This window comes from Reichenbachiella sp., assembly GCF_039944555.1.
GTDB lineage: Bacteria > Bacteroidota > Bacteroidia > Cytophagales > Cyclobacteriaceae > Reichenbachiella.
On record NZ_JBDUYN010000007.1, the window covers coordinates 694,972 to 709,402 of the forward strand.

The 14,431-nt window shown below is 39.7% G+C and carries 13 protein-coding genes; 8 read left to right on the forward strand and 5 right to left on the reverse strand.

Annotated elements, in window-relative coordinates; genetic code table 11:
• The first annotated feature begins 25 nt into the window (after nucleotides 1–25).
• Nucleotides 26–1,432 carry a TonB-dependent receptor gene (locus ABJD64_RS11480; RefSeq protein ID WP_348178849.1) on the forward strand — a complete coding sequence of 469 codons (1,407 nt, stop codon included), beginning with the start codon at nucleotides 26–28 and terminating at the stop codon, nucleotides 1,430–1,432.
• Nucleotides 1,433–1,587: 155 nt separating this feature from the next.
• Nucleotides 1,588–2,979 carry a sodium-dependent transporter gene (locus ABJD64_RS11485; protein ID WP_348178851.1) on the forward strand — a complete coding sequence of 464 codons (1,392 nt, stop codon included), beginning with the start codon at nucleotides 1,588–1,590 and terminating at the stop codon, nucleotides 2,977–2,979.
• 102 nt (nucleotides 2,980–3,081) lie between these two features.
• Here the strand turns inward: ABJD64_RS11485 and ABJD64_RS11490 are convergent, their stop codons facing one another.
• On the reverse strand, nucleotides 3,082–3,852 hold the full coding sequence (locus ABJD64_RS11490; RefSeq protein ID WP_348178853.1) for a hypothetical protein: 771 nt from the start codon (nucleotides 3,850–3,852) through the stop codon (nucleotides 3,082–3,084).
• A gap of 76 nt (nucleotides 3,853–3,928) precedes the next feature.
• The gene (locus ABJD64_RS11495; protein ID WP_348178855.1) at nucleotides 3,929–5,158 is read right to left on the reverse strand and encodes an ABC transporter permease; all 1,230 of its coding nucleotides are present in this window, start codon (nucleotides 5,156–5,158) and stop codon (nucleotides 3,929–3,931) included.
• A 123-nt stretch (nucleotides 5,159–5,281) separates the two neighbouring features.
• Between ABJD64_RS11495 and ABJD64_RS11500 the strand changes: the two genes are divergently transcribed.
• The 4 genes from ABJD64_RS11500 (at nucleotide 5,282) to ABJD64_RS11515 (ending at nucleotide 9,352) form a co-directional block, all read left to right on the forward strand.
• The gene (locus ABJD64_RS11500) at nucleotides 5,282–6,538 is read left to right on the forward strand and encodes an asparagine synthetase B (protein WP_348178857.1); all 1,257 of its coding nucleotides are present in this window, start codon (nucleotides 5,282–5,284) and stop codon (nucleotides 6,536–6,538) included.
• A 77-nt stretch (nucleotides 6,539–6,615) separates the two neighbouring features.
• On the forward strand, nucleotides 6,616–7,440 hold the full coding sequence (locus tag ABJD64_RS11505) for a prohibitin family protein (RefSeq protein WP_348178859.1): 825 nt from the start codon (nucleotides 6,616–6,618) through the stop codon (nucleotides 7,438–7,440).
• A 78-nt stretch (nucleotides 7,441–7,518) separates the two neighbouring features.
• Nucleotides 7,519–8,808: a citrate synthase gene (locus ABJD64_RS11510; protein ID WP_348178862.1), complete on the forward strand. Its 1,290-nt coding sequence runs from the start codon at nucleotides 7,519–7,521 to the stop codon at nucleotides 8,806–8,808.
• Nucleotides 8,809–8,902: 94 nt separating this feature from the next.
• Nucleotides 8,903–9,352, forward strand: a complete 450-nt coding sequence (locus ABJD64_RS11515; protein ID WP_348178864.1) for a hypothetical protein — start codon at nucleotides 8,903–8,905, stop codon at nucleotides 9,350–9,352.
• On the opposite strand, the gene ABJD64_RS11520 is transcribed toward ABJD64_RS11515, so the two are convergent.
• From ABJD64_RS11520 to ABJD64_RS11530, 3 genes are read right to left on the reverse strand one after another with little or no spacing between them, the layout of a single operon-like run.
• On the reverse strand, nucleotides 9,349–9,924 hold the full coding sequence (locus ABJD64_RS11520) for a Maf family nucleotide pyrophosphatase (RefSeq protein WP_348178866.1): 576 nt from the start codon (nucleotides 9,922–9,924) through the stop codon (nucleotides 9,349–9,351). The genes ABJD64_RS11515 and ABJD64_RS11520 overlap by 4 nt on opposite strands.
• Nucleotides 9,899–11,200 carry a DUF1015 domain-containing protein gene (locus ABJD64_RS11525; RefSeq protein ID WP_348178868.1) on the reverse strand — a complete coding sequence of 434 codons (1,302 nt, stop codon included), beginning with the start codon at nucleotides 11,198–11,200 and terminating at the stop codon, nucleotides 9,899–9,901. The genes ABJD64_RS11520 and ABJD64_RS11525 overlap by 26 nt, the downstream gene beginning before the upstream one ends.
• 28 nt (nucleotides 11,201–11,228) lie before the next feature.
• Nucleotides 11,229–12,716, reverse strand: coding sequence for an acetyl-CoA carboxylase biotin carboxylase subunit (locus ABJD64_RS11530; protein ID WP_348178870.1), 1,488 nt, complete (start codon nucleotides 12,714–12,716; stop codon nucleotides 11,229–11,231).
• Between the two features lie 168 nt (nucleotides 12,717–12,884).
• On the opposite strand from ABJD64_RS11530, the gene ABJD64_RS11535 reads away from it, so the two are divergent.
• Complete coding sequence (locus ABJD64_RS11535; RefSeq protein WP_348178872.1) at nucleotides 12,885–14,132, forward strand: aminotransferase class I/II-fold pyridoxal phosphate-dependent enzyme; 1,248 nt, start codon at nucleotides 12,885–12,887, stop codon at nucleotides 14,130–14,132.
• 106 nt (nucleotides 14,133–14,238) lie between these two features.
• Nucleotides 14,239–14,415, forward strand: a complete 177-nt coding sequence (locus ABJD64_RS11540) for a histone H1 (RefSeq protein WP_348178874.1) — start codon at nucleotides 14,239–14,241, stop codon at nucleotides 14,413–14,415.
• The last annotated feature ends 16 nt before the right edge of the window (nucleotides 14,416–14,431 follow it).

The following is a 14,431-nucleotide window of genomic DNA, read 5'->3' on the forward strand; positions in this document are numbered from 1 at the left end:
ATAATTTTGTTGAAGCAAAGAAAATATGGAAGCAGGCGTACACACTACGAAAGAAAAAGCACTTTCGCTCAATCTAAATGAGTCGATCTATGGAACGCTTGCCGAAATTGGTGCAGGTCAGGAAGTGGCTTCCAATTTTTTTAAAGCGGGAGGAGCCTCCGGAACTATTGCCAAAACCATGTCTGCCTATGACATGAATTTTTCGGATGCCATTTATGGCGAAACAAAAAGGTACGTTTGTGAAGAGAAACTACTTAAAATGCTCGATAAGGAGTACGCTCTACTTTCCAAACGACTCACACATCGCTCAGGAAAAACCAAGTTTTTTGCCTTTGCCAACACCGTAGAGACTATCAACTATCAAAAAACCAATCAAGGACACGGTTGGATTGGTGTAAGATTTGAACTCTCGCCCTTGTCTCCGCCAAACGACTGCATCATACATGTGATATTGAAGGATCCTGATATGATTTGGCAACAAGAAGTACTTGGCAAAATTGGCGTCAATTTAATATATGGCTGTTTCAATAACCACGATGACCCTGAACGGCTAATGACATCAATCGTAGACAACTTCAGCAGCGATAGAATCGAAATTGACATGTTCAGACTTGAGGGGCCTGCTTTTGAAAAAATAGACAATCGCTTAATGAGTTTAAAGCTGGTCAAGCACGGTTTAACCAAGGTTGCCATCTTCGATCAAAACGGAAAAGTCAAGCAGCCTTCATCTTTCCTATATAAAAAGAATATTTGTGTACTGAGAGGCCGATTTAGACCAATTACCCATGTGAATGTTGACATGATGATTGCAGGTGTACGTCAGTTCAAAAAGCAGCTAGGCGAGCCTTTGGATGTGATTGCAGAGATTACACTCAAAGATTTGACCATGGAGGGTAATATCGATGAGCAGGACTTTCTCGATCGAGTAGATTTACTTAACACTCTGGGTCAGACCGTGTTGATTTCAAATTATCACGAACACTATAAATTAGCTGTCTATCTAGGTAGAATAACCAGAAAAGGAAAGATTGCATTTATTCTTGGCGTCAACAATCTCGCCAGATTGTTCGAAGAAGAATACTACACTGACCTGCCAGGAGGTATAATGGAAGCATTTGGTAAATTGTTTGCGGCAAACCAGCAGGTATTAGTGTATCCAAGCAAAAATGAAAGTGATAAGGAAATACAGACCATCCAAAATTATAAACCTGCTGACAATCTTAAATACCTTTATCAACACCTGATAACCAATAAGTTCATTCAGGACATTGACAATGCCAAAACCGAGAACCTTCATATCATATCAGACCGTGTTCTTGAAATGATCAATAAAGGTGAGTCCGGATGGGAAGAATATGTTCCATACAAGGTCACCCATCTAATCAAGGAAAAGAAAATGTTCAAGTATTCAGGCCAAACAGCCAAAGTGTAAGGCACAGATCACGTAAATCCGCCTTTGTTAAAAAAAATGTGGGTTATTCCATTTCCTCTCTTATATTCGTGTTTTGATGTAACCGCATAACGTACAACAGGTCACAGAACGCAATCATTTTATGATTTCGTCAATGACTCATTAAACAACAGAAAATGGCAGGAAGAGGAAACTTTAGCAATCGATTGGGATTTATTTTAGCCGCTGCAGGATCAGCTGTAGGATTGGGCAACATTTGGAAATTTCCATTCGAGGTGGAAGCTGGAGGTGGTGCGGCTTTTGTAGTACTTTATCTGATTTTCTGTTTTTTGCTATGCTTTCCTGTTATGGTCACCGAGATCGCCATTGGTCGGAAGACCAATAAAAATGCAGTGGGCGCCTTCAATGCGTTGGGCTATAACAAATGGAATATCATTGGAAAGATGGGGATTATTGGTGGCGTTGTTATTCTTTCCTTCTATAATGTGGTTGCGGGATGGGCTTTAGGCTATTTCTTCGAAATGGCACAGGGTAATTTCAGTGTTGGGAAAGAATTTGGCTCTTATGTTTCAAATGTAAGTACCACAGGTATATATGCATTGATTTTCATGGTCTTCACAGCCTATGTGGTATCCAGAGGAGTGTCTTCAGGAATTGAGAAGGGCGCTAAAATATTGATGCCCTCACTAATTGTAATGATTCTGGCTTTATTGGCTTACTCATTGACCCTACCGAATGCTATGACCGGTGTGAAATACTATCTCGTACCTGAGTTTTCGGAGTTGAACCTTAAGACAATAGGTGGCGCATTGAGGCAATCATTTTTCTCATTGTCTCTAGGTATGGGAACCATTATCACCTATGGAAGTTATTTATCAAAAAAAGAAAATATCATTACCTCTTCTGTCTCAGTTACCTTATTTGATGTAGGTATTGCATTTCTGGCCGGTTTAATGCTTTTTCCTTTAGTGGCGTATAGCACCGGTGGAGATATGTCAAATATTCAGGGTGGTGCCGGTTTGATTTTTGCGGCTTTACCAAGCGTTTTCGAATCATTAGGAGCTGGTCTAGGTACAGTACTAGGCGCATTCTTCTTTTTGTTACTGTCATTTGCCGCTTTGACTTCTACGGTTTCACTTCTGGAAGTGCCTGTTTCCTACGTTGTAGACGAATACAAAATTAGTCGCCCAAAAGCTACGGTCATTACAGCTGCAATTATATTTTCAGCTGGTCTTCCTTCACTAGTTGGCAATGGATATAGTGCCATGTTTACCTCATTTGTCACTTACATTGGTGCCGATAGCTCAGTTACCTTTATGGACTTCCTGGGTCACTTGGCAGACTGCATGCTATTATTGGGTGGATTCTTAATAGTTACCTTCGCTGGTTATGTATGGAAGGCAGAGAATTTACACGAGGAATTAGCTATTGGGTACGAAGGTTATGAAAACTCAAGAGTAAAGTTGTTCATAAGTTTTGCAGTTAAATACTTGTGCCCAGCCTTACTAGGCATCCTGTTTATCATGGTGGTGCTGAGTAACTTCTTTGGAGTAGCGCTTATTAATTAAAAGGCCAATGATTCATTGGCTGAATGATTCAATAATTAAAGGATCTAATGATTTAGTGTTTCGATAGCTAACTAATTCATTAAGTTATTAAATCATTAGACTCTATTTCTTAACGAATGTATCTTCTTCACCTTCGATTACAATAGAGTAATCTCCGGGAGCCAATCGTCTTAAAGGGATTTCCTTAGCCTTTCCCTTGAGGATAATTTCATCTCCTCTGAAAATTTCATAGGAAGCCTCACGTGAAAAAATCATTTTGTCAGTAACAACTTTTGGTGAAAAGGTCACTCCCTCAGGATAATGATAGTGCTCCATCTCTAGGGAATAGAGGTATCTGCCTTCTGGCAGCTCATACTTGATTCTATATTTATTACCTCCTTCAGTATGCTCCGGAAAATATACATATTGAGCGCCATCAAACCGGCCTTTTGCTCGCATGGTTTTAACAATATCCCAATAATTACCGCTTAATTTTTCTATTACAAACTTACCATCCCTTCGATCTCCTTTGGTATACCAATGCATAATAGAATCATTCAATACTAAGCTGTCAAACTTAAAATTGCTATGATAGAGCACTGCTTCAGGATTTACAATTCTAGGCTTGCAGCTATCGCCATGTACTATTTTCACCGAAACTGGCGTATACAAATCCACACCCCTGAATGCCAATCGCACCGCCGTCAAAGACAAATTTGTCCTTGTTTTCTTACCATTGACGTATATGGATTGCACACAAAACTGACCAGAATCTGCATTATAGGGGTTCTGAATATAAAGCCCCTCCCCTTTGTATACACCAGACAGTAATAGCTCTTGACTAAAAGCTGTCTGAGAGATTAAGAATATAAGAAAAATTAAATTTCGCTTCATTGTATATTATGGGAACTGAAGTAAATCTCGCAATATTTTTACTTTTAACGAAACTCAATCCCAAAATAATACAATTTTACTCGAAACGTAAGGAAATAATCGGATCTAGCTTTGACGCCTTATACGCTGGCAAGTAGCCCGACAACAACCCAACCACCATACCAACAAAAAAACCAAGTAACATCCAAAGCCATGGAACTACAAAAGTGTCGGCTAAAACGTTTGAAATGACATTGCCTATAATAAACCCAAGAACCACGCCTCCAAATCCGCCGATTTGAGTAATCACTATTGACTCAATAAGAAATTGCTGCCTGATACGTTTAGGAGTGGCTCCCATAGCTTTGCGCACACCAATTTCACGAGTCCTCTCAGTAACCGAAACAAGCATGATATTCATCAAGCCTATTGAAGCTCCCAACAACGTAATAAAACCTATAGTAAATCCACCAATGCGCAAGTAGACAGTAATTTCACCCAACCGCTCGGCTAATGATTTCTTTTCTTGAATGTCAAATGAGTTTTCGCTTCCCGGGACATCTTTCCTAATGGCTTTCATCAAACCCGTAGCCTCACCCATTAGGTGTTCCATATTGGTTGGGTCTTTTACAGACACTCCTATTTTATAGGTCAAGGCACGATTTTTCGCCAATCGACGTGCAACATCAAGCGGCACAACAACAGCGCGATCAGCTCTACCACCTTCGGTTCCTTGTTTTGCCAAAACACCGATTACTTTAAATTTAGTCCCAAGGAAGGAAATAGACTGATTCAATTTGCGTTCGTTCTCCTTGAATAAAGTATTCAAGACCTCATGGCCAATAAGAACAACATTAGAGCCATTTTGCTGCTCGAATGCAGATATATTTCGTCCTTCTTCGATATCATAACCCTGAACATACAGGTAGTCAAGGTCTCCGCCTATAACTGATACGTTCGGATTTGTCACCTCAGAACCATATTTCACCTCTGAATACCGAGTAACTGTTGTATAAAGAGCGGTTACCTCACCAACGTTATAGTTTCGAATGAACTGAGAGACCTGCTGAAAACTAAGGGGTGGGTAACTTTTCTGTGCTTTCCCATCTTTTTTACCCCGTTCCTCTTCAATATCCTCGATAACGAATGTGTTTGATCCTAGATTAGAAAAACTATCGTTAATAGAATTTTGAATACCATCAATCGCCGTTAGTATTCCCACCAAAGAGGTAATACCAATAGCGATAATAGCGGCTGTAAGAATTGTACGAAGTTTATTAGCCAAAATGGACTTGACAGCTTCTCTTATATTTTCGATTAGATTCATAGAATAGATTCTTCTAAACTTAGACGTACGTGGGGCTAATTTATTACAACTAAGCAACTAATATTTAAAAGTTTCAGTTAAAAAAAACAGGAGTTAGTAAATTGGCAACTAAATACAAAGCATATGCGGAAGGGATTAATTTTTTTGTTCTTTATTGTTTCATTCGGCCTGAGAGGTTCACATATCCTCTTGCCCATGGACAATACTCAAGCTAACCACTTAAAAGCCTATGGCATTGCCTATTGGGTACTTCAAAATGAAATTGAAGTTGATTGGCTTCTAAACTATAAAGGTGGAGCATTCATGTTCAAGTACTATCAAAACTTTGAGAATGAATTGATCATACGAGGGGTTAGTTATTTAGTAATATCTGATGCACAAGCAAATGGTATACTTAGCGAAATCGCAAGCACTTCTTCCAATATGGATGCCATGAAACTGGAAAAATATCCAAAAATAGCTGTCTATTCGCCCAAGAGTAAGCAACCTTGGGACGATGCTGTGACTTTGGTTCTCACCTACGCCGAAATACCATATGATGTCGTGTTCGATGACGAACTCATGTACGATGAGTTACCAAAGTATGACTGGCTGCATTTGCATCACGAGGATTTTACCGGACAATATGGAAGATTCTTCAGAGTCTATCAGCATTATCCATGGTATCAACAACAACAGCGAGAATATGAGGAATCGGCCCGGAAGCATGGATACTCAAAAGTCTCTCACCTTAAACTAGGGATAGTAAAAAAAATTCAGTCATATGTTGCGAGCGGTGGTTTCTTATTTGCGATGTGCTCAGCTACCGACACTTATGATATCACACTTTCGGCAGAAGGTGTTGACATTTGTGAAAGTATGTTTGATGGAGATCCAGCTGATCCACAAGCCCAATCCAAATTGGATTACAGTAAAACTTTTGCGTTTAAAGATTTCATGCTGGAAAGGAACCCGTACATCTACGAATTCTCAAATATTGACACGCAGCCGAACCAACGGGGTTTAACAGAAAACAATGACTACTTTTCTTTATTTCAGTTTTCGGCCAAATGGGATCCGATACCAACCATGCTCACGCAAAACCACCAACACATCATAAAGGGCTTCATGGGACAAACTACAGCCTTCAAAAAAGTTTTGGTTAAATCCGACGTAGTACTACTAGGAGAAACCAAATCGATTGGTGAAGCGAAGTATATACACGGTGTTTTTGGTAAGGGATTCTGGACCTTTTACGGTGGCCACGATCCCGAAGATTATCAGCATTTAGTCAATGAAGAACCTACAGATTTGAATCTGCACCCAAATTCTCCGGGCTACAGACTAATCCTGAATAATATTCTATTTCCTGCCGCCAAGAAGAAAAAACAAAAAACCTAATCAAACCCACTATAGGCCGGATTTAACCAATACTTTATTGTACATTTGGCTCCTTAATAATCAAAAATCTTATCAAGATGGATAATAGAAAATTTTTACCCTTTTTAGTCATTATTGCATTTGGTCTATTTGTAGTCATTGGCCTGTCTTCAAGCCTATTTTACACGTTAGGACCTGCTGAAAGAGCAGTTGTGTTCTACAAGTTTGGAGAAGGATTAGACAAACAAAACATCATAGGGCCAGGTTTTCATGTGAAAGCGCCATGGAACAATGTTTATGTTTTCGATGTATCAGAAAACAAAGTTGAAGAAGGCATGGACGTATTGGACAAAAACGGACTTTCAATAAGTGTAGATGTATCCATACGATTTACTCCAATGCCATCGCGAATTGGCTACATACAAGAGACATTTCAACAAGATTATATCAGTCGATTGGTTATTCCCGAAGTAAGATCATCTGTAAGACAGGTAATGGGTAGGTATACTGCTGAGGAGATCTACTCCACAAAAAGATCAGAGGTAGAGGATGCAATCAAAAGCGAGACAGCAGATGTACTAGGCCAAGACGGCAACAATGTAATCATGAAAGCCTTATTGATCAGAGCTATCAATTTACCAGCTCAAATCAAGCAAGCCATTGAAAACAAATTGCAACAAGAGCAAGAAGCACTCGCTTATCAATTCAGACTGGATAAAGAAAAGAGTGAAGCGGAAAGAAAACGAATTGCCGCCGAAGGAGAAGCCGTTGCAAATAAAATTATTAACAGTAGCTTAACGAATGAATTACTAAAAATGAGAGGGATTGAAGCTACAATTGAACTATCAAAATCACCAAATTCGAAAGTAGTAGTTATAGGAGGCGGAGACGAAGGCCTTCCCTTGATATTAAACAATAACTAGGCTTTAAATTAAGGTAATAATTCATTAATTTCGCGTAAAATTTAATTAGTAGTCCTTTCACTTAATCAAAATAAATCAATGGCAGAAGACACCGCAGAAATAAAAGTAGGAGACAAAAGCATTGAACTTCCGTTAATCACCGGTACCGAGAATGAAACAGCCATCAACATTGGTGCACTCAGGGCTCAAAGTGGACTAATTACACTTGATCCAGGCTATAAAAACACAGGAGCCACTAGAAGCGCCATCACATTCCTGGATGGTGAAAAAGGCATACTGAGGTACAGAGGGTATTCAATAGAAGAACTTGCCGAGAAATCTACATTTCTGGAGGTAGCGTATTTGTTGATTTATGGTGAACTACCGGATGCTAAAACGCAGCAGGAGTTCAATACCGGAATTACTCATCACACACTCGTTCATGAGGATATAAAGAAAATTTTAGAAGGATTTCCTTCTAATGCCCATCCGATGGGGGTATTATCTTCTTTGGTTACTTCGTTGACCGCGTTCTATCCTGAGTCATTAGATCCTAACCGATCGGCTGACGCGGTAGACTTGAGCATCATCAGGATATTGGCAAAAATGCCAACATTCGCGGCATGGGCTTACAAAAATGAAGTAGGGCAACCAGTTGTTTATCCTGATAATAGCTTAGATTATTGCAGCAACTTCTTAAAAATGATGTTTGCTTTGCCTACCGAGAATTATGAAATTGACCCAGTGGTGGCCAAGGCACTTGATACGCTTTTAATCCTTCATGCCGACCACGAGCAAAACTGTTCCACTTCCACCGTAAGAATAGTTGGCTCCTCCCAGGCTAGTTTGTATGCCTCTCTTTCAGCTGGCATCAATGCGCTATGGGGGCCACTACATGGTGGCGCTAATCAAGCGGTGATTGAAATGTTGGAAAATATTAAGGCTGACGGTGGTGATACCGAAAAGTGGATGAATAAAGCCAAGGACAAGAACGATCCATTCAGATTGATGGGATTTGGTCATAGGGTATACAAAAACTTTGATCCTAGAGCCAAAATCATTAAAAAAGCGGCAGACGATGTTCTGGAGAAACTAGGTGTTGTTGACCCAGTATTGGACATTGCGAAAGGACTTGAGGAAGTAGCCCTTAAGGATCCTTATTTTGTTGAAAGAAACCTTTATCCTAATGTAGACTTCTACTCTGGCATCATATACAGAGCTTTGGGAATCCCCACCGAAATGTTTACCGTCATGTTTGCTTTAGGTAGATTGCCTGGTTGGATTGCTCAATGGAAAGAAATGAGAGAAAATAACGAACCCATTGGCCGCCCAAGGCAAGTGTACGTGGGAGAAAAGGAAAGAGCGTATTCAGAGATCAACAAAAGATAATAAATTATCTAAACCGATAAAGAAACCCCCGACAATCGTCGAGGGTTTTTTATTTACTGTATTACCTTAGCCCTCTCATAAAAAATTAAAATTTATGTATTCTATACTTCTATATTCTCACTCATGGCTCAGATGGATAATATTAATTCTGGCACTGGTCAATATCTATAAATCATTTATCGGTTCTCGAGGAACGATTCCTTATAGTAAAGGTGAAAAAGGTCTGGCCGCGGCCTTTGTGGGATGCCTACATCTCACTTTTGTACTGGGCCTGATATTATATTTTGTAAGCCCATACGCTTATCAAGCCTTTGGCGGAGCCGAATCTGTCATGAAAAATGCTACGCTTAGATATTGGGCGGTTGAGCATGTATTTGTGATGCTACTAGCCATTGCTGCTGCGTCAATTGGGAAAGCAAAAGCTAAAAAAGCAGAGACCGATGCAGCAAAATTCAAAGCACAATTGATTTTCTTTACCATTGCCCTGGTCCTTATGCTTTCCAGAATTCCGTGGGCAGAGGCCGACCGATTGTTTAGATTCTAAAGTGGAGAAATACCAAAATCAGACCTCAGTATTTGATAAACCTTATGAATAGGTAATCCCATGACATTGTAAAAGGAGCCTTGGATTGATTGGATGCCAATCATACCTAACCACTCCTGAATACCATAGCTACCAGCTTTATCATAGGGCTGGTAGTTTTTTATATAATATCTAATCTCCTCTTCAGTCAGGTTTTCAAATTGCACGACGGTGATGTCACTAAAACTAATTTCACGGTCATGGCCGGAAATACAAACTCCCGATATCACTTCATGTGATTTACCAGACATGGAAGAAATCATTCGATATGCCTCTGCCTCATTTTTTGGCTTTCCTAATATATTGTCATTGGCGATTACAATTGTATCCGACGTCAAGATGATTTCGTTTGCAAAAACAGATCGATAAGCTCTGTTTTTCTTTTCTGCCAAAAACTCTGCCGCATCATTTGTAGCTATCGTCTCATCGAGAGATTCGTCTACGTCCAGGACGTGGACATCAAATTGAAAGCCGGCATCTCGCATAAGTTGCTGCCGCCTGGCCGAATTAGAAGCTACGATCAATTTTTGCATTGTTGTCCTCCTCTTTTATTGACCCAAACAGGTAACCGCAAATCACTTTTGGGTAAAAATAGGTTGATTTTTGGGGCAAGGTATACCCAGTATAACAGACTTCCTTAACAGTTTTCATTTGTACTTCTTGAGTAAGTATAGCCACCTGAGCTTTGCCACCAAGTACCTTCTTGATACAGGCAGACATGCTTCTTTCAAACTGAATTTTCTTCGAGCTCGGCTGTTTTTCCTTTTTTATGCCTAATACTTTCTCCATAATAAAATAATGAAGAATAGTAATATCTAACTGCTTTAGTACTTCCGGTATCTCCCAGTCCAGTTCATAGTACTTCTCCTGCTTCAGCCGAATCTTGTAGACATCTTCACCTATCATTAGCCCAAATGCCCATTTCTTACCCGAAATCACTTGCCTAATATCCTCTTCGTTGTCGAGCGATCTTATATGAAAATACGCCGATAATTGGTTCAAAAATTCTTCCTCTTTGAATTTTTTAATCTTCTTTACCAAGCGATGAGTTGGAAATATCCGTAAGTCATCTGACTCAGTATTGGTTAGATACATGGTATGAAAATTATAAGGTGCATCGTTGGAATGATGTGGGTTTATAACTCTTTGCTCTTCGAGATATGCCAGTGCCCCTTGATACCTATGGTGTCCGTCTGCCAAAATAACTTGCTTGTCTTTAAGCAAATCAATGATCTCACCAATGACCTTATAATCATGAATCACTCCTAGTACATCACGAACACCCTGATAGTCTTCACAGTCGTAGATAGGATTGGCCATGGCTTCGTCCAGATATACATCAATATTTTTGTTTTCATCAGTATACAAACCATGTGTCGGACTAACATGCAATTGGGTGTGCTCCAAAAGTTTTTTCCGATCATCCACGGAGTGAGGCATAGTATCCTCATGTCTCAAAACAACTTTTTCTTCCCAGTTATAGAGTCTGATGTTACAAATAAATCCCTTTCGACAGTGTTCTTTATTGTCCCCAGGAAGCTTGAAATATTGGTAGTAAACGTAAATAGCTGGCGTTTTGTCCTGTACGATAACGCCGTCCTTTTTCCAGTTCGCGATCCGCTGGTCCAATAATACGCCATCAGGGCCTTCTTGCGGCACAGAGATGTGAATGCTATTGAATTTATTTTCATATAGTTTCTTGCGATACTTTTCTGATACTACGTCGAAAAGTGGTGAGGTCAGTTCATCTACATTTTCACCTAGCACTTCATTGTACCTCCACGCTCGAAACGGTTTAATTTCAGCCATTAGGTTCTTATTATCAAATTAGGTGTTGTTATCTATAGCTATTTCTAGCTTTCCATTGCTTGGAACTCTTGTTGGAACTGATCTTGGCTGATTTTGTTTCGTCCAGAGCCAGAACCGCCAAAACTGCGGCAATTTTCTCCTCTTCTATTGTTCCTGCATCCAACAATTCCGGTTTGAAATGATTTTCAACAAATTTGGTATCGAAGTTGCCGCTGATAAAAGCTTTATGATTGATAGCAAATCGGCAAAAAGACAATGTGGTTTCGATACCATTAATCTGAAACTCGTCGATAGCTCTTGTCATTCGGGAAATGGCCTCTTTTCTGTTACTCCCTTTTGTAATTAATTTACCAATCATTGGATCGTAATAGATTGGAATTTCCATTCCTTCTTCATAACCATCATCTACACGAATACCAGGCCCTTGAGGTCTTTTATAGGTGATTAGTTTACCAATATCAGGAAGGAAATTATTCTTTGGATTTTCCGCATAAATTCGTACTTCGAGGGCATGGCCATTGATCTTCAAATCTTCTTGGCTGAAACCTATTTTTTCGCCCTGAGCAATTTTGATTTGCTCCTTGACCAAATCAATACCAGTGATTTCTTCTGTTACACAATGTTCTACTTGCAACCTGGTATTCATTTCCAGAAAGAAAAAATCATGATTTTCGTCAACAATAAACTCCACTGTACCAGCTCCTACGTAGTTGCACGCCCTGGCCACATTAATGGCCGTTTCTCCAATGGCCTTTCTTTTTTCTTCATTAAATATAGAAGATGGTGCTTCTTCTATTACCTTTTGATGACGTCGCTGTATGCTACATTCTCGTTCAAATAAGTGAAGAATAGTACCATGCTCGTCGCCCAAGACCTGTACTTCTATATGCCGCGGAGATCCGATGAATTTTTCAATAAAAACAGAACCATCACCAAACGCAGACTTCGCTTCGCTAATTGCTCTGGTCATTCCTTCCTCTAGACCCTCAGGGCTTTCAACTACTCTCATACCCTTACCACCACCACCTGCGCTTGCTTTAATCAACACAGGATAGCCAATTTCTTCAGCTACTTTTCTAGCGACGTCAATGTCTTCAATGGCTTCATTTATTCCCGGCACCATTGGAATATTATAGGTCGCAACTGCCTTCTTGGCGGCAAGCTTGTCCCCCATCACCTCCATGGATTCCGGAGACGGTCCGATCAAAATGATCTTTGCATTTTGTAACCGTCTTGCGAAAACTGCATTTTCAGAAAGAAAACCATAGCCCGGATGCACTGCATCTACCTTAAGGTCTTTGCAAACCTTAATAATATTGTCCATCAACAGATAAGATTCTGCTGATGCGGCGGGGCCTATACATACAGCTTCATCGGCAAGCTTGACGTGTGGAGCTAAACGATCAACTTCACTAAAAACAGCCACTGTGGCTATTCCCATCTCTTTGGCAGAGCGAATGACACGAATAGCAATCTCGCCACGATTGGCAATAAGTACCTTCTTAATATTCTTCATTGGGTTAAAATATTGTTCGAAATTTCTATCTGGTAGCGAATATAGATCAAAATATGGCAAAGAAATTGCTATCTGGAATATCAAATAATATTGCGTATATGTTAGCAGAAATGTTAACTTTGCACTCGTTTTAAAAACAGCATTGTTGCATTAAATCAGAGCAAATTAATGGATTTATTTGAAAAATTTAATGAGGATAGAGGTCCTCTAGGTCAGCACTCCGACATGGATAACACTAACTTCTACATGTTCCCTAAGTTGGAAGGACCTATAGCTCCTCGAATGAAATTTAGAGGCAAAGAGGTCTTAACGTGGAGTTTAAATAACTATCTGGGATTAGGCAATATGCCAGAGGTAAGGGAAGCTGATACAAAGGCCACCGAAGATTGGGGACTAGCCTACCCAATGGGAGCAAGAATGATGACTGGTAATACAGAATATCATGAAAAGCTCGAAAAGGAGTTGGGTGATTTCGTAATGAAAGAATCTTGCATGCTCCTCAATTACGGCTACCAAGGTATTATGTCTATCATCGATGCTGTTGTAGGCAGAAAGGATGTTGTGGTTTATGACGCGGAGTCTCATGCTTCTATCATTGACGGCCTTAGACTACATGTTGGTAAAAGATTTGTTTTCCAGCACAATGATATGGACAGCTTTGAAAAGCAATTGATTCGTGCTGATAAGTTGGCCAAAGAAAATGGTGGAGGTGTGCTTGTAATCACTGAAGGTGTGTTTGGCATGTCTGGCAGCATGGGCAACTTAAAAGGAGTTGTCGCATTTAAAGAAAAATATGACTTTAGGGTGCTAGTGGATGATGCTCATGGTTTTGGTACCATGGGAGAAACTGGCGCTGGAACTGGTGAAGAGCAGGGTGTTCAAGATCAGATCGATCTTTACTTCTCTACTTTCGCCAAATCAATGGCAAGTATTGGCGCTTTCGTGGCAGGTGACAAAAACGTGATCGAGTATTTAAAATATAATGTCAGATCGCAAATTTTTGCCAAGTCACTCCCAATGCCATTGGTGATTGGAGGATTGAAAAGATTAGAACTTCTAAAGACCCGACCTGAGTTAAAAGAAAACCTTTGGACCATTGTCAATGCTATTCAGCAAGGACTGAAAGACAAAGGATTTAATATTGGCAAAACACAATCACCGGTAACTCCTGTGTTGCTAAATGGTGGATGGAAAGAAGCTGCCAATCTGATTACCGACCTCAGAAACAACTATAGCATTTTCTGTTCTATGATTGTGTATCCTGTTGTGCCTAAGGACGTTATTATGCTGCGAATCATTCCAACAGCTGCTCATTCTTTGAAAGATGTAAAAGAAACCATTGAGGTATTCGAAGTCATCAAACAAAAACTTGATGCAGGTGTATATAGAGATGCAGAAATTGCACAATTGGCATAGCATAAAAAAATATTAAAAAACATGGCCTACGGCATTGATTTATGGTTTTTTAATATAAATTGCCAACTCTTGTTTAATATTCAATAACCTTAAATAGTAAAGTAATATGAAAAGATTTAATGAAGTAAGAGACCTAATCGCTTCTTTAGAGGGAGATTTCGAAAAGTTCTACGACAAAAAAAACCAGGCTGCTGGTACTAGAGTAAGAAAAGGAATGCAAGACTTGAAAAACCTTGCTCAAGAAATCAGAATCGAGGTTCAAGATATCAAGAACAAAGGTTAATCCACTGATTACCAAA

Coding starts and splice junctions, on each gene's coding strand:
- ABJD64_RS11515 (WP_348178864.1), top strand. CDS start 8,903: ATGTATTCTATACTTCTATATTCTCACTCATGGCTCAGATGGATAATA.
- ABJD64_RS11525 (WP_348178868.1), bottom strand. CDS start 11,200: ATGGCTGAAATTAAACCGTTTCGAGCGTGGAGGTACAATGAAGTGCTA.
- ABJD64_RS11540 (WP_348178874.1), top strand. CDS start 14,239: ATGAAAAGATTTAATGAAGTAAGAGACCTAATCGCTTCTTTAGAGGGA.
- ABJD64_RS11495 (WP_348178855.1), bottom strand. CDS start 5,158: ATGAATCTAATCGAAAATATAAGAGAAGCTGTCAAGTCCATTTTGGCT.
- ABJD64_RS11510 (WP_348178862.1), top strand. CDS start 7,519: ATGGCAGAAGACACCGCAGAAATAAAAGTAGGAGACAAAAGCATTGAA.
- ABJD64_RS11520 (WP_348178866.1), bottom strand. CDS start 9,924: ATGCAAAAATTGATCGTAGCTTCTAATTCGGCCAGGCGGCAGCAACTT.
- ABJD64_RS11535 (WP_348178872.1), top strand. CDS start 12,885: ATGGATTTATTTGAAAAATTTAATGAGGATAGAGGTCCTCTAGGTCAG.
- ABJD64_RS11530 (WP_348178870.1), bottom strand. CDS start 12,716: ATGAAGAATATTAAGAAGGTACTTATTGCCAATCGTGGCGAGATTGCT.
- ABJD64_RS11500 (WP_348178857.1), top strand. CDS start 5,282: ATGCGGAAGGGATTAATTTTTTTGTTCTTTATTGTTTCATTCGGCCTG.
- ABJD64_RS11505 (WP_348178859.1), top strand. CDS start 6,616: ATGGATAATAGAAAATTTTTACCCTTTTTAGTCATTATTGCATTTGGT.
- ABJD64_RS11480 (WP_348178849.1), top strand. CDS start 26: ATGGAAGCAGGCGTACACACTACGAAAGAAAAAGCACTTTCGCTCAAT.
- ABJD64_RS11490 (WP_348178853.1), bottom strand. CDS start 3,852: ATGAAGCGAAATTTAATTTTTCTTATATTCTTAATCTCTCAGACAGCT.
- ABJD64_RS11485 (WP_348178851.1), top strand. CDS start 1,588: ATGGCAGGAAGAGGAAACTTTAGCAATCGATTGGGATTTATTTTAGCC.